The sequence below is a fragment of the Alcaligenes sp. SJTW-7 genome, assembly GCF_047716895.1.
Classification (GTDB): Bacteria; Pseudomonadota; Gammaproteobacteria; order Burkholderiales; family Burkholderiaceae_B; genus Alcaligenes; species Alcaligenes ammonioxydans.
Window position 1 is genome coordinate 1,498,892 of the sequence record NZ_CP136682.1, and the last position, 20,356, is coordinate 1,519,247.

18 protein-coding genes are annotated in these 20,356 nt (G+C 57.4%); 11 read left to right on the top strand and 7 right to left on the bottom strand.

Annotated elements, in window-relative coordinates:
* Position 1 precedes the first annotated feature (1 nt).
* From RSQ48_RS06680 to RSQ48_RS06695, 4 genes are read right to left on the bottom strand one after another with little or no spacing between them, the layout of a single operon-like run.
* Positions 2-187 (bottom strand): Trm112 family protein, encoded by a 186-nt coding sequence (locus RSQ48_RS06680; RefSeq protein WP_003801501.1) that lies wholly within the window; start codon positions 185-187, stop codon positions 2-4.
* On the bottom strand, positions 187-1,266 hold the full coding sequence (lpxK, locus tag RSQ48_RS06685; RefSeq protein WP_059317769.1) for a tetraacyldisaccharide 4'-kinase: 1,080 nt from the start codon (positions 1,264-1,266) through the stop codon (positions 187-189). The genes RSQ48_RS06680 and lpxK overlap by 1 nt, the downstream gene beginning before the upstream one ends.
* A complete protein-coding gene (locus RSQ48_RS06690; RefSeq protein WP_003801497.1) occupies positions 1,263-1,667 on the bottom strand; it encodes an ExbD/TolR family protein in 405 nt (134 codons plus the stop codon). Before RSQ48_RS06690 ends, lpxK begins: the two co-directional genes overlap by 4 nt.
* Positions 1,667-2,272: a MotA/TolQ/ExbB proton channel family protein gene (locus RSQ48_RS06695; RefSeq protein ID WP_003801496.1), complete on the bottom strand. Its 606-nt coding sequence runs from the start codon at positions 2,270-2,272 to the stop codon at positions 1,667-1,669. Before RSQ48_RS06695 ends, RSQ48_RS06690 begins: the two co-directional genes overlap by 1 nt.
* Before the next feature lie 426 nt (positions 2,273-2,698).
* Between RSQ48_RS06695 and xseA the strand changes: the two genes are divergently transcribed.
* Positions 2,699-4,045 (top strand): exodeoxyribonuclease VII large subunit, encoded by a 1,347-nt coding sequence (gene xseA, locus RSQ48_RS06700; protein WP_039943276.1) that lies wholly within the window; start codon positions 2,699-2,701, stop codon positions 4,043-4,045.
* A gap of 54 nt (positions 4,046-4,099) precedes the next feature.
* Positions 4,100-4,678: a superoxide dismutase [Fe] gene (sodB, locus tag RSQ48_RS06705; protein WP_003801491.1), complete on the top strand. Its 579-nt coding sequence runs from the start codon at positions 4,100-4,102 to the stop codon at positions 4,676-4,678.
* A 136-nt stretch (positions 4,679-4,814) separates the two neighbouring features.
* On the opposite strand, the gene bfr is transcribed toward sodB, so the two are convergent.
* Positions 4,815-5,279, bottom strand: a complete 465-nt coding sequence (gene bfr / locus RSQ48_RS06710; protein ID WP_003801489.1) for a bacterioferritin — start codon at positions 5,277-5,279, stop codon at positions 4,815-4,817.
* Between the two features lie 316 nt (positions 5,280-5,595).
* Here bfr and pcaF point away from each other — a divergent pair, with 316 nt between their 5' ends.
* Positions 5,596-6,801 (top strand): 3-oxoadipyl-CoA thiolase, encoded by a 1,206-nt coding sequence (gene pcaF / locus RSQ48_RS06715; protein WP_003801486.1) that lies wholly within the window; start codon positions 5,596-5,598, stop codon positions 6,799-6,801.
* 1 nt (position 6,802) lies between these two features.
* On the opposite strand, the gene RSQ48_RS06720 is transcribed toward pcaF, so the two are convergent.
* Together RSQ48_RS06720 and RSQ48_RS06725 are read right to left on the bottom strand one after the other, a co-directional pair.
* Positions 6,803-7,273: a DUF192 domain-containing protein gene (locus RSQ48_RS06720; RefSeq protein ID WP_003801484.1), complete on the bottom strand. Its 471-nt coding sequence runs from the start codon at positions 7,271-7,273 to the stop codon at positions 6,803-6,805.
* 46 nt (positions 7,274-7,319) lie between these two features.
* Positions 7,320-7,565 carry a cold-shock protein gene (locus RSQ48_RS06725; RefSeq protein ID WP_003801483.1) on the bottom strand — a complete coding sequence of 82 codons (246 nt, stop codon included), beginning with the start codon at positions 7,563-7,565 and terminating at the stop codon, positions 7,320-7,322.
* Positions 7,566-7,728: 163 nt separating this feature from the next.
* On the opposite strand from RSQ48_RS06725, the gene clpS reads away from it, so the two are divergent.
* The 8 genes from clpS (at position 7,729) to RSQ48_RS06765 (ending at position 20,266) form a co-directional block, all read left to right on the top strand.
* Positions 7,729-8,052 (top strand): ATP-dependent Clp protease adapter ClpS, encoded by a 324-nt coding sequence (clpS, locus tag RSQ48_RS06730; protein ID WP_003801481.1) that lies wholly within the window; start codon positions 7,729-7,731, stop codon positions 8,050-8,052.
* 93 nt (positions 8,053-8,145) lie between these two features.
* On the top strand, positions 8,146-10,467 hold the full coding sequence (gene clpA, locus RSQ48_RS06735; protein WP_003801478.1) for an ATP-dependent Clp protease ATP-binding subunit ClpA: 2,322 nt from the start codon (positions 8,146-8,148) through the stop codon (positions 10,465-10,467).
* 3 nt (positions 10,468-10,470) lie between these two features.
* Positions 10,471-11,760 carry a paraquat-inducible protein A gene (locus RSQ48_RS06740; RefSeq protein ID WP_415302264.1) on the top strand — a complete coding sequence of 430 codons (1,290 nt, stop codon included), beginning with the start codon at positions 10,471-10,473 and terminating at the stop codon, positions 11,758-11,760.
* 10 nt (positions 11,761-11,770) lie between these two features.
* Positions 11,771-13,423 (top strand): intermembrane transport protein PqiB, encoded by a 1,653-nt coding sequence (locus RSQ48_RS06745; RefSeq protein ID WP_415302265.1) that lies wholly within the window; start codon positions 11,771-11,773, stop codon positions 13,421-13,423.
* Positions 13,420-14,034, top strand: a complete 615-nt coding sequence (locus tag RSQ48_RS06750) for a membrane integrity-associated transporter subunit PqiC (RefSeq protein ID WP_219235922.1) — start codon at positions 13,420-13,422, stop codon at positions 14,032-14,034. Before RSQ48_RS06745 ends, RSQ48_RS06750 begins: the two co-directional genes overlap by 4 nt.
* A 111-nt stretch (positions 14,035-14,145) precedes the next feature.
* Complete coding sequence (gene putA, locus RSQ48_RS06755; RefSeq protein ID WP_219235924.1) at positions 14,146-17,919, top strand: trifunctional transcriptional regulator/proline dehydrogenase/L-glutamate gamma-semialdehyde dehydrogenase; 3,774 nt, start codon at positions 14,146-14,148, stop codon at positions 17,917-17,919.
* Positions 17,920-18,059: 140 nt separating this feature from the next.
* The gene (locus tag RSQ48_RS06760; RefSeq protein WP_039943347.1) at positions 18,060-19,205 is read left to right on the top strand and encodes a branched-chain amino acid ABC transporter substrate-binding protein; all 1,146 of its coding nucleotides are present in this window, start codon (positions 18,060-18,062) and stop codon (positions 19,203-19,205) included.
* A gap of 128 nt (positions 19,206-19,333) precedes the next feature.
* Positions 19,334-20,266, top strand: a complete 933-nt coding sequence (locus tag RSQ48_RS06765) for a branched-chain amino acid ABC transporter permease (protein WP_003801466.1) — start codon at positions 19,334-19,336, stop codon at positions 20,264-20,266.
* Positions 20,267-20,356: the final 90 nt, after the last annotated feature.

The window sequence follows — 20,356 nt, forward strand, 5'->3', positions numbered from 1 at the left end:
ATCAGCGGCTGGCAGGTTCCTGCGCGTCTAGTTGACGAGCTTCGTTGATCAGCATGGTGGGAATGCCGTCCACAATGGGGAAGGCCAGTTTGTCGGCCTTGCAGACCAGTTCTTGCTGTTCGCGGTCGTGGCGCAGCGGGCCTTTGCACAAGGGGCAGACCAGCACTTCGAGTAGGCGAGCTTCCATTATTGAACTCCGGGTAATGAGGGTGAGGTTGAGCGCCGTTCGCGCAGCAGGCTATCCAGTTCAGCAATCCAGTCTGGGCGTGAGAACACGGGCTGGACATCGACAACCCACAGCCGTGGGTCATTCAGGTGCTGGCATTTTACGGCGTCTTTGCGCGTAATGAGTACTGGCCCTTCATGCAGGCCCTGAAAGTCCTGTGCTTGCAAGGCGGCATGGTCGGGCAGGGGGAAAGTCCGGCTTAATTGCAGACCACAGGCGCGCAGCATGGTGAAAAAGCGGGCAGGCTGGCCGATCGCTGCCAGCGCTTGCAGATCCTGATGGCGGTACTCTGTTAGCCAGGCGGCCCAGTCCATGCGACGACCTGAGGCGAGATGCTCCACTTGATAGGGACGCAGGCTCATGGTCAGGGACCGGCCTGACTCAGGAGCTTGAGGCATAGCGGGCGGGGGCTGGTCGGCCACAACCTGGCTGATCAGCCAGTCTGCCTGGTGCAGACGCTCGGGGCCTTCGCGCAGGGGGCCGGCCGGTAGCAGCAAGCCGTTCCCGACACCGCGAGCATCCTGGACCACGACTTCCATATCGCGTTGCAGGGCCAGATGTTGCAGACCGTCGTCCGAAATAATCAGATCGACGGCAGGGAAAGTCTGGAGCAAAGCCTGGGTGGCCAGAGCGCGGCGAGGATGAACGGCGATCGGTGCCTGGGTCTGGGTGGCGAGCAGAGCCGGTTCGTCACCAAATTGCGTTGCGGCTAATTGACCTTGACCAACGCGAGGGGCCGGGCCGATGTCTACGCCATACCCGCGGCTGACAATACCGGGTGTCCATCCCAAAGCGCGCAATTGTTCGGTCAGGGCCATTACGACGGGTGTCTTGCCAGCACCGCCCACGATGATATTACCCACGACTATCACCGGCACCGGACTGCGGTAAGAGGCGTGAGGATCGTTCTCATAACGCTGCCGCTTGCGTCGGACAAAAAAACCGGTCAAGACGGACAGTGGACGCATTAAAACGCTGAACCAGCCTTTCTTCTGCCACTGGCGATGCAGCCAGTTGGTCAGGCGCACGCGCACACTCATGGCGCCTGGGTGGCAAAGTGAATACGGTGGATGCCCGCTTCACGAGCGGCCTCCATGGCCTGGACTACCGTAAAGTGCGGAGCCTGTGCATCGGCCAGAATCAGCAGACTGGTGTTTTGATCCATTTTCTCGCCCGTCAGGGCTTGGCGAAGTGGGGCGCCGCTACTGGCATCCAGCCACAGGCCGTTCAGGGCATACCGTCCGTCCTGGCTGATGGCCAGTAAAAGTTCGGCTTCCTGGGACACCTGGGCCTGAGCCTGGGGCAAGGAGACATCCAGTTGGCGGTAGCGAACAAACGTGCTGGTGGCGGCCAGAAAAATCAGCACCACCAGCAGGACATCAATCAGAGGCACCAGATTCAGCTCCAGGGTGTCTTGATCTTGTGCTCGGCGAAAGCGCATCAGCCAGCCCTCTGAATTAGCAGGCGGTTCAGTGCGCCAGCCTCACATTCCAGACAATGCAGCAGGTAGTCTGCACGGCTACGGAAGTAGCGATGAAAGATCATGGCTGGAACAGCAATCAGAATCCCTAAAGCGGTGTTGTAGAGCGCAACGGAGATGCCGCGAGCGATCAGACTGGGGTCGGCACCGCTGGGGTCGTAGGCGGCAAAAATGTCGATCATGCCGATCACGGTACCAAAAAGGCCCAGCAACGGGGCGATCACGGCCAAGGTGCCCAGTGCCGGGATGTACTTGTTCAACTGGTAGCTGACCTCTCTGCCTTGCGCCTCGACCGCCGCCTCGCGCACAGCGGCAGGCTGATGCCGGTTGCTCAGCACAGTAGCCAGCACACGGCCCAAGGGGGAGTTGTCATACAGTCGGGCTAAGGACTCGTCCTGTATGCGGTTTTGGGCGGTCAGCTCAGTGATCTGGCGGGCCAGGCCGTCCGGTAAGATACGCTTGCTGCGCAGGGCCAGCAGGCGTTCCAGGATCAGTCCCAGGGCTAGAATAGAGCAGGCCAGCAAGAACCAGACGGGCCAGCCGGCGGCATGGATCAAAGTAAGCACAGGTTGAGTTTCCGGTCGCGAAGTAAACCAGTGCTTATTGTAGAGCCCCTGTTTGGATTGCGGGAATGTTCCGGTGTGACCGGAGTACACTTTAGGATCTTTTCTTCCCCCGACGCAGGTACGCCGCTGATGTATGTGAAGTCATAGATGGAGTTCTAAAACTATCCACAAAAACTGTGGATAATTCTGTGTATAAAATGTCCCATAGTGGCTCGGGCGGTGGTTTAGAGGTTCCCTGGCTAATTTTCGACCATCTGTATGTTTTCTCAAATGTCTTTTGTTTTCAATGACTTATTGGATTTCCATAAAGTTTCGCATCAAGTGTTGAACGGAAGCTATTGTCTTGGCGTCTATTTGACAAACACATGACAGTTGTGGATACGAATCGGTGGAAAAGTGGTTTGGGGCGAAACAAAAATAAAGAATATGATGCATTATCAAGAATCTAGAGCGCCTGTCGTGTGGACAGTGGCACAGTTGAACCGCCGCGTCAGTCAACTGCTCGATGAGCATATGCCAGTGGTGTGGGTTAGTGGCGAAGTGTCCAACTTTACTCAGGCTGCTTCCGGACACTGGTACTTCTCCATCAAGGACGACAAGGCCGCCGTGCGTGCGGTGATGTTTCGGGGGCGGGCCCAGGCTGTGGGTTTTGTGCCGCGGGCGGGTGAACGGTTCGAGTTTCGTTGCTCAGTCACCTTGTATGAGGCACGTGGGGACTTTCAGGTTCAGGTCGAGGGGATGCGGCGCGCCGGCTTGGGTGACTTGCATGAGGCGTTCTTGCGTCTGAAAAGCCAATTGCAAAGTGAGGGGCTGTTTGAGCCGGAGCGCAAGCGCCCGATCGCCAGCTTGCCGCGCAGCATCGGCATCATCACCTCACTGGCGGCTGCCGCGCTGCGGGATGTATTAACCGCGCTGGAGCGACGCGCTCCGCATGTACGCATTATTATTTACCCGGCGCCCGTACAGGGTGCTGACGCGCCAGGCCGGTTGCGGCAGGCGCTGGAAACGGCCATTGAGCGCTCCGAGGTTGATACGCTGCTATTGGTGCGAGGTGGTGGCAGCCTGGAGGATCTTTGGGCGTTTAACGATGAGGGGCTGGCGCGTTTGATTGCTGCCAGTCCCATCCCTGTGATTAGCGGGGTGGGGCACGAGACAGACTTTACGATTGCTGATTTTGTGGCGGACCTGCGCGCGCCCACCCCGACGGCCGCGGCTGAGCTGGCCTGTCTGGGTCGCGATCAACTGCTCGAGCAGGTGTTCGCCCGCCTGGGGGCCTTAAGTCATGGCGTGCAGCGTCACCTGGATCGTGCCTCTTTGCGCCTGGATCGCGCCGTTGCCAAGCTGGTCTCTCCGCATCAGCGGCTGGTTCAACAGCAACAGCGGCTGGATCACTTGACACAAAGGCTGCAGCGAGTGGCCCGAGGAGCTCCCGAGGCGGCGGCGTTGCGTCTGGCTACGCTTAAGGCGCGGCTGGTGCGCAGCATTCCTCAGGTAGCTGCACGAGAGCAAAGTCTGAACTTGCTTTTCCAGCGGCTGGAAAAAAGCCTGGCTCATGCCCTGATTCTGCGTCGCCAGCGTCTGGCGGCGGCCCAGCAAACGCTTCAGGCCTTGTCGCCTCGCCTTATCATCAATCGTGGATATGCCATAGTCAGGGATAGCGAGGGGAAAGTTGTAAAAAATGCGTTAGACTTAAAGATTGGTGAACGACTCGATGTCGAGTTGAGTCGCGGTCATGTGACGGTGGATGTGGTGCGCACGCACGATCTGCTTTAGGCTGCGTCGTCCTTGTTGGATACCAAACACGGTTTTTTTTTAGAAGGAATTGAAATGGCATTCACTCTTCCAGCTCTTCCATACGAACTCAACGCCCTTGAGCCACACATCTCCAAAGAAACCTTGGAGTATCACTACGGTAAGCATCATCAGGCTTACGTCACCAACCTGAACAATCTGGTTGCTGGCACCGAATTCGAAAATGCTTCCCTGGAAGATGTGGTCAAGAAATCCTCCGGTGGCGTGTTCAACAACGCTGCTCAGGTCTGGAACCACACTTTCTACTGGAACAGCCTGGCTCCCAATGGCGGCGGCGCTCCTACCGGTAAGCTGGCTGATGCCATCAATGCAAAATGGGGCAGCTTCGATGCCTTCAAAGAAGCCTTTACCAAGTCTGCTGTTGGCAACTTCGGTTCGGGCTGGACCTGGTTGGTCAAAAAGGCCGACGGTTCCCTGGATATCGTCAACACCAGCAACGCTGGCACGACCCTGACCTCCGATGATGTTGCCTTGATCACCTGTGACGTCTGGGAACACGCTTACTACATCGACTACCGCAACGCCCGTCCCAAGTACCTGGAAATTTTCTGGAACCTGGTGAACTGGGATTTTGCGGCCAAGAACCTGGGCTAAACGCTTTAGGGAAGGGCAGTGCTCATCAGAGGACTGCCCACTAATAAAAAACCGCCAAGCGCATGCTGGCGGTTTTTTTTGGCCTTGAGACTGCTCAGGAAAGCGCGGCTTGAGCCTGGCAGGGGTCTGCTGGTTTTTACATCTGTGATTGCTGATAATTTTCCAGGCCGACTTTCTCTATCAAGCCCAATTGTTTTTCCAGCCAATAGGCGTGGTCTTCTTCTGTGTCACGCAGTTGAGCCAGAATGATGTCGCGCGTCACGAAGTCGCTGGCGGATTCGGCCAGTTCAATCCCTTTGCGCAATGCGGCACGCACTTCGTATTCCAGATCCAGGTCTTTGCGCAGCATGCTCACTACGTCATGCCCGGGCTCAAACGCGGTAGGTCGCATGTCAGGAATGCCGTCGAGCATCAGAATCCGGCGGATCAGGGCGTCGGCATGCTGGGTTTCTTCTTCCATTTCATGGTTCATTCGCTCGTAGAGCCGGGTAAAGCCCAGATGTTCATAAAACCGGGAATGGATAAAGTATTGGTCGCGTGCTGCCAGTTCGCCGCGTAGCAATTGATTCAAATAATTGATGACTTCGGGGTTGCCTAGCATGATGATGAGCCTGTAGGGGGTGTCGACGTGGCAAGTATGCCATGCGCAACGAAATTGCGGGACGTGTGCCGGGGCCGCGGAGCAAGGTGACCAGACAGCCTGTCACGGGGTCTTGTGGCGGGTCGGTCTGGCAAGGGGGGCGTAGTTGGCTGGTCGGGGCATCGGAAGTCACTCTGTTAAAATGACCACGGTGTGGACAGCCGCAGGGACGGGGAAAATACCCGTGATGCTCAGGCGCTACTATCAAAACAGTAGATTTGGAGCGTTCTGTAGAGGGCGCTCACCTCATTTTATTCCAGTTATCAGGGTGATTTTCATGACTCAGGACGCCTTTATTTGTGACGCAATTCGTACGCCTTTCGGACGTTATGGTGGTTCGCTGTCCGCTGTGAGGGCGGATGACCTGGGCGCAGTGCCCATCGCAGCCCTGATGAAGCGCAATCCGCAAGTCGATTGGAGCAAGCTCGATGACGTGATGTACGGTTGCGCCAATCAAGCCGGTGAAGACAATCGTAACGTTGCGCGCATGTCTGCGCTGTTGGCTGGTTTGCCCGTGGACGTGCCCGGTGTGACCCTGAACCGTCTGTGTGGCTCGGGCCTGGACGCGATTGGTTCGGCCGCTCGCGCGATTCGCGCCGGCGATGCCTCCTTCATCCTGGCCGGTGGTGTGGAAAGCATGAGCCGTGCTCCCTTTGTCGTGGGCAAGGCGGAAACAGCTTTTTCCCGCAGCGCAGGAATGTACGACACCACGATCGGCTGGCGTTTCATCAACAAGGCCATGAAAGAGCAGTACGGGGTGGATTCCATGCCCGAAACGGCTGAGAATGTGGCGCAGCAGTTCAACGTGTCGCGTGAAGACCAAGACCTGTTTGCGCTCAACAGTCAGTTGCGTGCGGCCGCTGCTCAGGAGGCCGGCATTCTGGCTGAGGAAATTACGCCTGTAATTATTCCGCAGCGCAAAGGCGATGCCATTGTGGTGGACAAGGATGAGCATCCCCGTGCTACGACGCTGGAGTCTCTGGCTCGTTTGAAACCTGTCGTGCGTGCCGATGGTACCGTCACCGCTGGCAATGCGTCTGGGGTGAACGATGGGGCCTGCGCACTGTTGGTTGCCAACAAGGCAAGCGTGCAGGCGCATGGTCTGACACCTCGGGCGCGTGTGGTGGCCATGGCGTTTGCCGGCGTGGAGCCCCGCATCATGGGTATTGGCCCCGCTCCTGCCAGCCAGAAAGTCCTGGCCCTGGCCGGACTGACCTTGGATCAAATGGATGTGATTGAATTGAACGAGGCCTTTGCCGCGCAGGGTCTGGCGGTCACGCGCATGCTGGGCCTGGCCGACAATGATCCGCGCGTGAACCCGAATGGGGGCGCAATTGCGTTGGGCCACCCGCTGGGTGCCAGTGGCGCGCGTTTGGCGATTGCAGCTATCAATCAACTGCATCGTACTGGTGGCCGCTACGCCCTGTGCACCATGTGTATTGGCGTCGGTCAGGGCGTGGCTTTGATTCTTGAGCGCGTCTAAGCTAGGGTTTTAGAGCAGGCAGGCCGGTGATCTTCTCACCGGCCTTTTTATTGGCCTGCTTAAACCAGCCCTGCTCCATCTCCAGGGCGTAGCGTACGGGTTGCACCGGGCAGTGAGATTGAAGATCAAAGGGTTGCATGGCCTCGATATTGCTAATGGTGCCGTCATCCGTAATGAAGGCAATATCCAGCGGCAAAGGCGTATTCTTCATCCAGAAGCAAGGCATTCCGGTTTGTTCGAATACAAATAACATGCCGTGATCGGGGGGCAGGCTTTCTCGATGCATCAAACCTTGTGCACGCGTCTCATCGCGATCAGCCACTTCGGCCTGGATCTGTTTGGAACCCAGTTTCAGTGTCAGGGTGGGAAGAGTCTCATTTGCCAGGGCCGGGGCGCTGATGCAAAACGCGGCCAGAAGACAGGCAAAAAAAACAGGGCGCGCAGGCCCCGTAGTCGTCGTGCGATACTGCATGTGTGTTGCGAACCTGCTTTTGTTAGAATCGAGAGCGCAAGAAATCTTAAGGCGAAGTAATATTAAGTGCCTGCTTGCCTTTGGGGCCTTGGGCAACTTCATACAGAACTTTCTGGCCTTCTTTCAACGTCTTGAACCCGTTCATCTGAATGGATGAAAAATGAGCGAAGAGATCTTCGCCGCCGTTATCGGGTGTAATAAACCCAAAGCCTTTGGCGTCATTGAACCACTTAACGGTCCCGGATAGTTTTTGATTGTCTCCAGTGCCTGCGGTGGTGGTAGTTTCCGACATGCTTGCTGCCTCTCAACTTAGTGTATGGTTGATACTTTTTGCGGCCCCTCCCTGGGCCTGTGATCGCGGTACTCCATTTTTTTATGAAGTTGACACGATCAGTCGGATGATGCTGAATTTTGTTCCCCCCAGTCAACCTATGGAAAGCACCTAGTTCTGTATTATGGCCATTGAGATCGATAAGCAAGGCGCCACAACGGTAGAGCGCCAATCCGCGCGGCTTGCCCCACCACCCATGTATCAGGTCATCTTGCTCAATGATGACTACACGCCCATGGAGTTTGTGGTGAATGTACTGGAGCGGGTGTTTGCCAAAACCCCGGAGCAGGCCGAACAGCTTATGCTTAAAGTACATTACGAAGGTCGGGCTGTCTGTGGGGTGTATCCGCGCGACATCGCGGCCACCAAGGTGGAAATTGTGCGACAACTGGCGCAGTCGCGACAGCACCCTTTGCAGTGCGTGATGGAACCGGTGCCTGATGCTTGACCATTTAATGGTTTACCGTATTGTTCAGATCAGGCAAATTAGTCATAGAATAGCCTTAACCCCTAGTTTTACTCTTGCCGTGTAGGAGGAAGCATGATCTCCGAAGAACTTGAAGTCAGTCTACACATGGCCTTTGTCGAGGCTCGTGCCGCGCGCCATGAATTCATCACGGTAGAGCATCTGCTGTTGTCCCTGCTCGATAACGCCTCCACGCTGGAAGTGTTGAAAGCATGTGCTGCCGATATTGATGCACTGCGCCAGAACCTGCGTAAATTCATCAACGAAAATACGCCCACTTTTCCTGGCGAGGGCGAGGTCGACACCCAGCCCACGTTGGGCTTTCAGCGTGTGATTCAGCGTGCCATCATGCACGTATCGTCCAGTAACTCCGGTAAAAATGTGGTGTCCGGAGCGAATGTGCTGGTGGCGATGTATGGGGAAAAAGATTCGCACGCGGTGTATTACCTGCAGCAGCAAGGTGTCACGCGTCTGGATGTCGTCAATTTCCTCTCCCACGGCATTACCAAGGCCAATCCGGAGCCTGCCGCTCCCGAGCCACCCAAACCGGCCGCCGCTTCGGAAACCGATACTCGTTCGGATGCCCAGAAGTCGCCGCTGGATCTGTACGCCACCGACCTGAACACCGAAGCCAGCCTGGGTCGTATTGACCCTCTGATTGGCCGCGAGAAGGAAGTGGAGCGTGTCATCCAGGTGCTGTGCCGTCGCCGCAAGAATAATCCCTTGCTGGTGGGCGAGGCCGGCGTGGGCAAGACCGCAATTGCCGAAGGCCTGGCCTTGCGTATTCAGCGTGGCGATGTGCCGGACATTCTTAGCCAGGCACGTGTGTATGCGCTGGATATGGGGGCCTTGCTGGCTGGCACCAAGTACCGTGGCGACTTTGAGCAACGTCTGAAAGCCGTGCTCAAGCAGCTCAAGGAAACGGCCCAGTCCATTTTGTTTATCGACGAGATCCATACCTTGATCGGCGCTGGCTCGGCGTCGGGTGGTACGCTGGATGCGTCCAATCTGCTCAAGCCTGCCTTGTCTTCTGGTCAGCTCAAGTGTCTGGGGGCGACGACCTATTCGGAGTACCGCGGTATTTTCGAAAAAGACCACGCCCTGTCGCGTCGTTTTCAGAAAATCGATGTGGCCGAGCCGACGGTTGAGCAGACCATCCAGATTTTGCGTGGACTGAAAGCCAACTTCGAAGAGCATCACGGCGTGCGCTATTCGGCGGCTGCCCTGACTGCGGCTGCAGAGTTGTCTGCACGCTACATCAATGACCGCTTTTTGCCGGATAAGGCCATTGATGTGATCGACGAAGCCGGAGCCGCGCAGCGTTTGTTGCCGCGCTCCAAGCAGAAGAAAGTTATTGGCAAGGCCGATATCCAGGCAACGGTCTCGCGCATTGCCCGCATTCCGCCTCAGACCGTATCCAGCGACGATCGCAATAAGCTGGCAACCTTGGCACGCGATCTGAAATCGGTGGTGTTCGGTCAGGACATGGCGATTGATGCCCTGGCTGCCGCCATCAAGATGGCCCGTTCTGGCCTGGGGTTGCCCGACAAGCCTATCGGTTCCTTCCTGTTTTCCGGACCGACCGGTGTGGGTAAGACTGAAGTGGCTCGTCAATTGGCCTTTGTGCTGGGCGTGGAGTTGCTGCGCTTTGACATGTCCGAGTACATGGAGCGTCACACCGTATCGCGTCTGATTGGTGCGCCTCCCGGCTATGTGGGGTTTGATCAGGGTGGTTTGCTGACTGAAGCGGTCACCAAGCAGCCCCACTGTGTGCTCTTGCTGGACGAAATCGAGAAAGCGCACCCGGATGTCTATAACATCCTGCTGCAGGTGATGGATCACGGTACGCTAACGGATAACAATGGCCGCAAGGCAGATTTCCGCAACGTTATCTTGATCATGACCACCAATGCGGGGGCCGAGGCCCTGAACAAGACCAGTATCGGGTTTACTCAGGCTCAGCGCTCGGGCGATGAAATGCAGGATATCAAGCGTCATTTCTCGCCAGAGTTCCGCAACCGTCTGGATGCCATTATTGGCTTTAAGCCATTGTCGCGCGATATTATCCTGCGCGTGGTGGACAAGTTCCTGATGCAACTGGAAAACCAGCTTCACGAGAAGCGGGTGGAAGTGACCTTCTCGGATGCCTTGCGCGATCATCTGGCTGCCAAGGGCTTTGATCCTGCCATGGGTGCTCGCCCCATGCATCGGCTTATTCAGGACACCATCCGTCGCGCCCTGGCTGACGAGCTCTTGTTTGGCCGTCTGGTCGATGGGGGGCAGGTCGAGGTCGATCTGGACGAGAACGGTGAAGTGGTACTGGAATATCCTTCTTCAGGACCTGATGAGCCCGGCAGCAAGGCTTCTTCGCGTCCCGAGCCGGAATTAGTCGACTAAGCCGTGAGGGCATCGCGCCCCTTGATCGTCTGTACGCATTGTGACACCGTACACGAGCGAGTCCCCGTTCAAGGAGCGGGGCTCGCTCGTTGTGTACGTTGCGATACCGAACTGTACCGCCACAGCCGCTTTTCACCACGTGAATGGCAAGCGCTGGTTTTGGCAGTTTTCATTCTTTTTCTGATTGCCAACCTGTTTCCTGTCGTCCATCTGAGCATGGCGGGAAAAACGGTGGCTCCCACCTTTCCCAAGGCCTTGTTGCTGATCTGGCAGCAAGGGTATTGGGGCTTGTCCGTGATGGCCGGGCTGGTGGGGTTCTGGCTGCCCTTGTTCCAGTTGATCTTTCAATTTTGGGCCTTGGACCTGATCGCCCGTGAAAAACCGTTGCCCGCGGATTTCGGAGTGGGGCTAAGAGCCTTGAGTCATCTTGAGCACTGGTCCATGACAGCCGTGTTGTTCCTGGGGCTGATCGTGGCTATCGTGAAGTTTGCCGGAATAGGGCATTTGACGGTGGCGCCGGGCTTGTATGCATTTTTTGCCCTGACCTTTTTGCTGACCGGCCTGAGCCGTATTACGGCAGGCCGACTTTGGCGTTGGGCCGAGGATCGTGATCTGGTTCCGATTGCAACCCGCCAGGACTTGAAAGCGTATCCGGCCTGGAGCGCCTGCACCCATTGCGGGTTTGTCCAGTCCAGTCAGAACTCACGTTGTGGCCGTTGTGCAGCGCCCGTTCACAAACGCAAACCCAATAGCCGTGCGCGGGTGGCGGCGCTGGTGCTGACGGCCTGTGTCTTTTACATTCCGGCCAACGTCCTGCCTGTCATGGAACTGCGCAGCATTATGGGCACGAGTGCCCACACTATTTTGGGTGGGGTGATCCAGCTTTGGCAATTGGGCTCCTGGGACTTGGCCCTGATTGTTTTTATTGCCAGTATTGTCGTTCCCATTACCAAGCTCTTGGCCCTGGTGATTCTGCTGATAGGACGGCGCTGGCGAGGCAATGAGGTGCAGCGGCAACGCAACCGCATTTACGATATGGTCGAGCTGATCGGGCAGTGGTCCATGCTGGACGTATTCGTCGTGGTGCTCATGGCAGCCTTGGCGAACTTTCCGGGCTTATCGCAGATCATTCCCGGCGCGGGGGCCTTGAGTTTTGGCATTGTTGTTGTCTTGACCATGCTGGCCGCGTTAAGTTATGACCCTCGCCAGGGCTGGGATCTGGACCCTCGAGAAGAATTACTCATAGAACCGCGACCAAAGCCGTCTCCGCCTGGTACCCAGGCGACTTCCTGAAGGAAACAAGGTGCAAGAATCAAAAACACATCAGCCTGACGGCCAGACCGAGCCAGCACAACCTAAACTGATTCCCTCCAAGCAATCCCGATTCTCCTGGATCTGGATCTTGCCCATTGCTGCGGCGCTGGTCGGTGCCTCATTGGTGCTGCGTAACTGGATGCTGACCGGACCTCGCATCACGATCAGTTTTGAGTCGGCCGAAGGGCTGGCCGTGGACCAGACCAAGCTGCGTTATCGCGAAGTGGATGTGGGGACAATCTCGGACATTCAGGTATCACCAGACCGAAAAGGGGTGCTGGTGACGGCGCAATTGGAGCGCGACGGCTCGGAGTTCATTACTCAGGAAGGAACACGCTTTTGGGTGGTGCGTCCTCGTCTGGGCTTGAGTGGCGTGTCGGGGTTGGGCACCTTGCTGTCGGGGGTATACATCGGTGTGGATGCCCCTTTTGCGGTCGACAAGAAGGCCGAGCAGCTGGATTTTGTAGGTCTGGAAAGTCCGCCCGAGGTGACCAGTGGCCGGGCAGGAAAACGCTATGTGTTGACCGCGCCCGAACTGGGTTCGCTGGATTTGGGCTCACCGTTGTACTACAAGGGCATCCAGGTGGGGCAGGTCAGCAGCTATGAGCTGAATGAGGACGGCAATGGGGTGCGCATACAGGTATTCGTGGACGCTCCTAATGATAAGTTCGTGACGCAGGGATCACGCTTCTGGAATGTTAGCGGTGTCAATATGTCCTTGGATTCCACCGGCTTCAATGTGCGTACGCATTCGCTGGTTTCGGCGCTGGCCGGGGGCCTGGCGTTTGATCAGATGGAAGGCGAACCCTTGGAGGTGGCGAAGGCGGACACTCAATACGAGCTGTTTCCCACGCAGGAGCGCGCCATGGCCGAGCCTGATGGCCCGGCCGTCGAGCTGCGTTTCCATTTCCATCAGTCCGTGCGTGGCTTGGTGCCCGGCTCCAAGGTGGAGTTCCGGGGGCTGGAGCTGGGGCAGGTCTATGATGTGGATCTGGAGTTTGACTTTGAGCGCAAACGTTTCTTTGCCCTGGTGAAAGCGCGTATTTATCCGCAGCGCTTCGGTCATCTGTATGAACAGGTGGTGGAGAATCGTCCGGACGACAAGGACCCGGTCAGCGCCTTGTTCAAACCGATGGTTGAACGTGGTCTGCGTGCCCAATTGCGGCCGGCCAGCCTGATTACCGGCCAGCAATATATTGCTCTGGAGTTCTTTGACAAAGCGCCTGCCGCGGAATTGGATGACACCACCAAACCCCTTGTAGTACCCGTTATTGCTGGCGATTTTGATCGCCTGCAAGAGCAGGTCAGCGATATTGTCACCAAGATTGCGGCGGTTCCTTTTGACCAGATTGGCAAGAATCTGCAAAGCGGGTTGACCGAGCTGGGACAAGTGCTCAAGCAGTTGGACAAGACCACCGTACCGCAACTGAATGGAGCCCTTAAATCCATGGATGCGGCTGTCCAGAAGCTGGGTGCCATGCTCGATTCGGATTCCGCCTTCAATGCCTCTGTCGATCAAACGCTAAGTGAGCTCAAGCGCTCCTTGCGATCCTTGCGTGATTTAAGCGATACCTTGCAAAGCCAGCCCTCTGCCGTATTGCGAGGTCGTTCCCCTGACGTGTTGCCGGAGCCCGCGCCATGATGTCCCGTTTACTGATTCCTGTGGCGATTGCCAGTTTGCTCACCGCCTGTGCCTCGAGCACGCCAACTTATTACACCTTGCAGGCCCCAGAGGCAGTCCCGGCAGACAAGGCGGTTTCCGCACAGCCCTGGAAAGGGTTTCAGTTGCGACGCCTGGATGTACCGGCGCAGTTGGACCGTCGTTCTCTGGTGCTGACGCAAGCGGCAGGGGGGCAGGTCAAGCTGCTGAACGATAGCCAGTGGGCATCGCCTTTGCCCGATGAAATGTCCTTGGCGCTGGTGTCCGGTCTGCAAAATCGCCTGGGCGTGCCCCAGTTGGCCAGCGCAGCAACCAACACGCCCCGTTGGCAGATTGATGTCCTGGTTCAACGTTTTGATTCGGTGTATGGCGAGCGTGCCACCTTGGAACTGAGTTGGACCTTGACGCCCCTGGGTTTTGAGGCACCCATTCGGCAGTGCCGCTGGCTCGATTCCGAGCCTGCCACTGGCATTACTGAATTAGTGACGGCCCACCGTCAATTGCAGCAGCGTTGGGCGGATGCGTTGGCTGCTCAGATGCAAGGTAAACCTATCCCGGTTAACCTGGGCAAGTCTATGCTGTGCGCCGCATAAGATAAAAGGTTAACCCGTTCTGTTGCGGGTTAACCTGAATACAGATTTAGGTTAACCGTCAGTATTATTTCGGCATATCGCAGTCAATACAGCGTAACCGGGATAAGAAGCATGGCCAGCACAACCTTAGGGATTAAAGTCGATATCGAGCTGCGCGAGCGTTTGCGGCGTGCGGCGGATCAATTGCAATGCACTCCGCATTGGCTGCATAAACAAGCGCTGCTGTCGTATATCGAAGGGATAGAACGAGGTGTGCTGCCCAGTGAGCTGGCTCTGTTAAGTGGGGGCGATGCGGAACTGGCCGAAGATGGCGTCGTCATGCCGGCCATTCCTTTCTATGGTTTTGCCCAAGATGTGCAACCCCAAAGTGTCCTGCGTGCCGCGATTACCGCGGCGTACCGCCGTCCTGAAACCGACTGCCTGCCCTTGCTGCTTAGCGCAGCGCGTTCATCGCAAAGTGCCCGCGCCCAGGAACTGGCAGCGCGTCTGGTCAAGGCGTTGCGTGCCAAGCGTCGTGGCGGCGGGGTCGAAGGTCTGATCCAGGAGTTCTCTCTGTCCAGTCAGGAAGGGGTGGCGCTGATGTGTCTGGCCGAAGCCCTGCTGCGCATCCCCGATCGTGCCACCCGTGACGCTCTGATTCGCGACAAGATCAGCCATGGCGATTGGCGTGCGCACGTTGGCGAGTCACCCTCCTTGTTTGTGAACGCCGCCACCTGGGGCTTGATGTTGACCGGCCGGCTGGTCAGCGTCAATAGCGAAAAGAACTTGTCCTCTGCGTTGACTCGCATGATCGGTAAAGGTGGCGAACCCCTGATTCGCAAAGGCGTGGACGTTGCCATGCGCATGATGGGCGAGCAGTTTGTGACTGGGCAAACCATTGCGTCGGCCCTGGCCAATAGTCGAAAGTTTGAGGAACAGGGTTTCCGGTATTCCTACGACATGCTGGGCGAGGCCGCCACCACGGCGGAGGACGCCCAGCGCTACTACCAGGCCTATGAGCAGGCGATCCACGCGATTGGCCGGGCCAGTCAGGGACGTGGGATTTACGAAGGGCCTGGTATTTCCATCAAGTTGTCAGCCTTGCATCCGCGTTATAGCCGGGCCCAGCGCGATCGTGTCATGCGCGAGCTCTATCCGCGCCTATTGTCCCTGGCGCAACTGGCTCATCACTACGATGTGGGTCTGAACATAGACGCGGAAGAGGCAGATCGTCTTGAAGTCTCTCTGGATTTGCTGGACAAGCTGTGTTTTGATCCTTCGCTGGCCGGTTGGAATGGCATTGGCTTTGTGGTGCAGGCTTATCAGAAGCGCGCACCTTTTGTGATTGATTACCTGATTGATCTGGCCCGTCGCAGTGGCCATCGCCTGATGCTGCGTCTGGTCAAAGGCGCTTACTGGGATTCGGAGATCAAGCGTGCCCAGGTCGATGGACTGGAAGATTATCCCGTTTACACGCGCAAGGTTCACACGGATGTGTCGTATCTGGCCTGCGCCCGCAAGCTTTTACAGGCCCCCGACGCTGTATACCCGCAGTTTGCAACGCACAATGCGCAAACGCTGGCGGCAATCTATGTGATGGCAGGCCAGAATTATTACACGGGTCAGTATGAGTTCCAGTGCCTGCACGGCATGGGTGAGGACTTGTATGAGGAAGTGGTTGGCCCGATCAAAGAGGGTAAGTTGAACCGTCCATGTCGTATTTACGCCCCGGTCGGCTCCCACGAGACCTTATTGGCCTATCTGGTGCGTCGTCTGCTGGAAAATGGCGCCAATACCTCCTTTGTGAACCAGATCGGCAACGCGGATGTGGATCTGGATAAACTGGTTGCCGATCCCGTGGCCCAGGCCTTGAGCCTGCAACCATTGGGGCGTCCCCACGACAAGATTCCCCTGCCGCGCCAGCTTTACTGGAGTGCCGAGCAGCGCTTGAATTCGGCCGGTTTGGACCTGAGCAATGAGCATCGCCTGGGTTCGCTGGCTGCCACCTTGATGCAAACAGCTGCCTTGCCGCGCCAGGCTCAGCCTGTATTGGGTCAGGGCAATCCGGTCTGGGACGAGACCAAAGCGATATGGGTGCGCAATCCGGCCAATCATCAGGACGTGGTGGGGCAGGTCATGTATGCCACTTCGCAGGATGTGGAGCAGGCTCTGGAGGCTGCCAGTCATTATGCGCCGATCTGGCAGGCAACGCCGGTGCAGGAGCGCGCCGCCGCTTTGCAGCAGGCGGCTCAATTGCTGGAAGACAATATGCAGGATTTGATGGGCTTGCTGGTGCGTGAAGCCGGGAAGTCCTACGCCAATGCGATTGCCGAGGTGCGCGAAGCGGTAGATTTTCTGCGCTACTACGCCGGACAGGTGCTGCGTGACTTCGATAACGATGAGTATCGTCCTGTAGGCGTGGTGCTGTGCATCAGCCCCTGGAATTTCCCCTTGGCTATTTTTCTGGGGCAGGTATCGGCGGCCTTGGCCGCCGGTAACGTGGTTCTGGCCAAACCGGCCGAACAAACTTGCCTGATTGCGGCGGCGGCTGTAGAGCTGCTGCATAAGGCGGGGATTGCTCCCGGTGCCTTGCAGCTCTTGCCCGGTGATGGCCCATCCGTAGGTGCCCCATTGGCCGCCAGCGACAAGGTTAACGCTGTCATGTTTACAGGGTCGACAGCGGTAGCCCTGGGCTTGAATCGTCAATTAGCCCAGCGCCTGACGGCCGACGGGCGGGCAGTACCGCTGATTGCCGAAACCGGTGGCCTGAACGCCATGGTGGTCGACAGCTCTGCTCTGGCCGAGCAGGTTGTGTTTGATGTGCTGAATTCGGCCTTTGACTCGGCAGGCCAGCGTTGTTCGGCTTTACGCTTGTTGTGTATTCAGGAAGATGTGGCCGACCGCGTGCTGAACATGCTCAACGGGGCCATGCAGGAACTGAGCGTGGGCAATCCGGATCTGCTCAGTACCGACGTAGGCCCCGTCATTGACGAGGAGGCCCGTGCCGGTATCGAAGAGCACATTACGGCGATGCGTGAAGCAGGCTTCCGTGTTACCCAAAGCGAGCAAAGCCGCAGCCTGACCGGTACCTTTGTATTGCCGACGATTATCGAGATTGAGCAGGTCAAGGATCTGGAGCGCGAAATCTTTGGCCCGGTACTGCATGTGATGCGCTTTAAGCGTAGCGAGCTGGATGGCCTGATCGACCAGATCAACGAGCGTGGTTACGGCCTGACTTTTGGTGTTCACACCCGGCTGGACGAAACCGTAGAGCGCGTAGTCTCACGCATTCGGGCGGGTAATGTGTATGTGAACCGCAATATGGTGGGGGCGGTGGTCGGCGTGCAGCCCTTTGGTGGCGAAGGCTTGTCCGGTACCGGCCCCAAAGCGGGTGGCCCTTTGTATCTGCGCCGTCTGCTCAGTCGCTGTCCCCAAAACCTGCCTTTGCAGAGCTGGCAGCAGCACGGTATGGTCTTGCCCGGTCCCACCGGCGAATCCAATCTGTACCAGCTCCACCCGCGTGGGCGTGTGCTGTGCATGCCTGTGAGTGCGCAGGGCTGGCAGGCGCAGCGTGAGGCTTGCACTCGCAGTGGTAATCAGCCCGTCTTGCTGGATCGTCTGGGTCTGGGAGCGTGGCAGGATGCGCCTGCCGAACAAATTGCCATGTCCGATTTGGGTGAGGCAGATTATGATGCTGTTTTATTTGAAGGCGACAGTGACGAACTTCGACTGGTACTGGGTTACGTGGCTGAGCGCCCCGGTCCGATTGTCGGGGTTCAGGGCTTGTTGACACAGGAATTGGAGGGGGGCGCAACCTACGTGGTCGAGCGTTTGCTGCGTGAAGTCTCAGTCAGTACCAATACAGCGGCAGCTGGGGGTAATGCCAGTTTGATGATGGTTGGTTGATCTGGCAGGCACCCGTTTTTATGCACACGTTTGGTCGCACATTTCACCTGGAGCGGCGGCCCTGCGTTCTTTCTCACGGCACGGGCCCACTTGTAGTGCGGCTATATTAAAAAACGAAGGAGAACAATATGCAGTCCATCATGAGCTTTAAATTGGCCTTGGTATCGACAGCGGTTTTTGGGGCACTGGCAGCAGGTCCGGCGTTGGCCGCTGACAAGGTCATCAAGCTGGGTTTTGCCGCCCCCTTGACGGGCCCTCAGGCGCACTACGGTGAAGACATGCGCAATGGCCTGGTGCTGGCGCTGGAAGAGGCCAATGCCCAGAACATTGAAATTGATGGCGCGACCGCCCGTTTCGAGTTGGTCGCCAAAGATGACCAGGCTGACCCGCGCACGGCGGTTCAGGTCGCCCAGCAGATTGTGGACGAGGGTGTGGATGGCGTGTTGGGACACTTCAACTCGGGCACCACCATTCCTGCCTCGCGTGTGTACAACGACGCGGGTATCCCCCAGATCGCCATGGCCACCTCGCCCGAGTACACCCAGCAGGGTTACGACAATACCTTCCGCATGATGACCAGCGACACTCAGCAGGGCGCTGCCGTGGGTCAGTTCATCGTCAAGGATCTGGCCGCCAAGAAAGTGGCCCTGATCGACGACCGTACCGCCTATGGCCAGGGTCTGACGGATCAGGTGGCCCGTGCCGTGGAAAAAGCAGGTGGTCAGATTGTGGCGCGTGAGTACACCACGGACAAAGCCAACGACTTTACCTCCATTCTGACCAACATCAAGTCCAAGCAGCCTGACGCCATCTTCTTTGGTGGTTTGGATGCGCAGTCCGGCCCCATGAAGCGTCAGATGCAAACGCTGGATATCAAAGCGCCACTGGTATCCGGTGAAATGACCCGCAGTGACACCTTCTTGCGTCTGGCAGGCGGGGCGGCCAACGGGACCTACGCCTCTCTGGCTGGTGTGCCTTTGTCCACCATGGCTGCTGGCGAGAAGTTTGCCAAGGACTATCAGGCGCGCTTCAAGGCAGAGCCGGGTGTCTACGCGCCTTACGCGTATGACGGTGCCTGGAACATGATTACGGCCATGAAAGAAGCCGGTTCGTCCAAGGCTGAAGACTATCTGCCCAAGCTGGCTGCTCTGAAACGGAATGGTGCGACCAGCAACAACATCGCCTACGACCAGAACGGTGATCTGAAAGAAATTGCCGTCACCATCTACGAGGTCAAAGATGGCCAGTGGACGATGGTGAAAACCATGGTCAGCCAGGCGAACTAAGCCTTTCTGAGCCTGCAGTTTGAGCCCCTCGGGGCTCATCTTTACCGTGGCCTGTGTCTGGCAGGCCCACGCTCCCTGTTCTATCGTCATGCGCCGGGGCAGGGGGCAATGACCACGAGTCCCAATCTATGGAAATCCTGATACAACAACTAATAAATGGCCTGACCGTGGGCAGTGTCTACGCCCTGGTGGCGCTCGGCTACACCATGGTGTACGGAATTATTGGCCTGATTAATTTTGCGCATGGTGACGTCGTCATGGTTGGGGCGATGCTGGCCACGACAGTGGTGTTATCGCTGGTAGGCGCAGACCCGGCAGGCTTGTCTGCCTGGCTGATGGTCGGCTTGGCTTTGTTGGCCGCCATCCCTGTTTGCATGGGCATAGGCTGGACCGCCGAACGTTATGCCTATCGGCCCTTGCGTCGTGCGCCTCGTTTGGCGGCGCTGATTACCGCCATTGGTGTGTCCTTTATTGTGCAGAACTTGGCCATGATGATCTGGGGCCGCAATTATCTGAGTTTTCCGCACATTATTGAGCCCATGGTTTTCCAGGTGGGCGATGCGCGCATCAGCTTGCTGCAAATTCTGATTATTGTCGGTGCCGCCGCGATCATGTCCGGTCTGATGGTACTGGTGCATCGTACCCGTTTGGGCACTGCCATGCGCGCCACTGCCCAGAACCGGGAAGTGGCGGGCTTGATGGGGGTGAACATCAACACGGTGATTTCCGCCGCTTTTGTCATCGGTTCGGCCCTGGCTGCCGTGGCCGGTGTGATGATCGTCACTTATTACGGGGTGGCTCAATACACCATGGGCTTTATGCTGGGACTGAAAGCGTTTACCGCCGCCGTTCTGGGTGGCATTGGCAATTTGGGCGGCGCCATGCTGGGTGGCTTGCTGCTGGGCCTGATCGAAGCCTTGGGTGCCGGTTACATCGGTGACCTGACCAACGGCGTCTTTGGCAGCAACTATCAGGATGTGTTCTCGTTCATCGTGCTGATCCTGGTGCTGATTTTCCGTCCCTCGGGCCTGTTGGGTGAGCGTGTGGGAGATCGCGCATGAGTCTGAATCAAACATGGGGTGGATCGGGTTCGAAGCCGCGTCCTGCAACACCCGCCAAAGTCTGGGTCGGCGCGCTGCTGATCGGGGTGG

Bases quoted from the DNA above. Each gene is read 5' to 3' on its own strand.
- RSQ48_RS06680 (WP_003801501.1), bottom strand. From the start codon at position 187: ATGGAAGCTCGCCTACTCGAAGTGCTGGTCTGCCCCTTGTGCAAAGGC.
- RSQ48_RS06760 (WP_039943347.1), top strand. From the start codon at position 18,060: ATGAGCTTTAAATTGGCCTTGGTATCGACAGCGGTTTTTGGGGCACTG.
- RSQ48_RS06725 (WP_003801483.1), bottom strand. From the start codon at position 7,565: ATGTCGGAAACTACCACCACCGCAGGCACTGGAGACAATCAAAAACTA.
- pcaF (WP_003801486.1), top strand. From the start codon at position 5,596: ATGACTCAGGACGCCTTTATTTGTGACGCAATTCGTACGCCTTTCGGA.
- RSQ48_RS06720 (WP_003801484.1), bottom strand. From the start codon at position 7,273: ATGCAGTATCGCACGACGACTACGGGGCCTGCGCGCCCTGTTTTTTTT.
- xseA (WP_039943276.1), top strand. From the start codon at position 2,699: ATGATGCATTATCAAGAATCTAGAGCGCCTGTCGTGTGGACAGTGGCA.
- sodB (WP_003801491.1), top strand. From the start codon at position 4,100: ATGGCATTCACTCTTCCAGCTCTTCCATACGAACTCAACGCCCTTGAG.
- lpxK (WP_059317769.1), bottom strand. From the start codon at position 1,266: ATGAGTGTGCGCGTGCGCCTGACCAACTGGCTGCATCGCCAGTGGCAG.
- clpS (WP_003801481.1), top strand. From the start codon at position 7,729: ATGGCCATTGAGATCGATAAGCAAGGCGCCACAACGGTAGAGCGCCAA.
- RSQ48_RS06750 (WP_219235922.1), top strand. From the start codon at position 13,420: ATGATGTCCCGTTTACTGATTCCTGTGGCGATTGCCAGTTTGCTCACC.
- clpA (WP_003801478.1), top strand. From the start codon at position 8,146: ATGATCTCCGAAGAACTTGAAGTCAGTCTACACATGGCCTTTGTCGAG.
- bfr (WP_003801489.1), bottom strand. From the start codon at position 5,279: ATGCTAGGCAACCCCGAAGTCATCAATTATTTGAATCAATTGCTACGC.
- putA (WP_219235924.1), top strand. From the start codon at position 14,146: ATGGCCAGCACAACCTTAGGGATTAAAGTCGATATCGAGCTGCGCGAG.
- RSQ48_RS06765 (WP_003801466.1), top strand. From the start codon at position 19,334: ATGGAAATCCTGATACAACAACTAATAAATGGCCTGACCGTGGGCAGT.
- RSQ48_RS06690 (WP_003801497.1), bottom strand. From the start codon at position 1,667: ATGCGCTTTCGCCGAGCACAAGATCAAGACACCCTGGAGCTGAATCTG.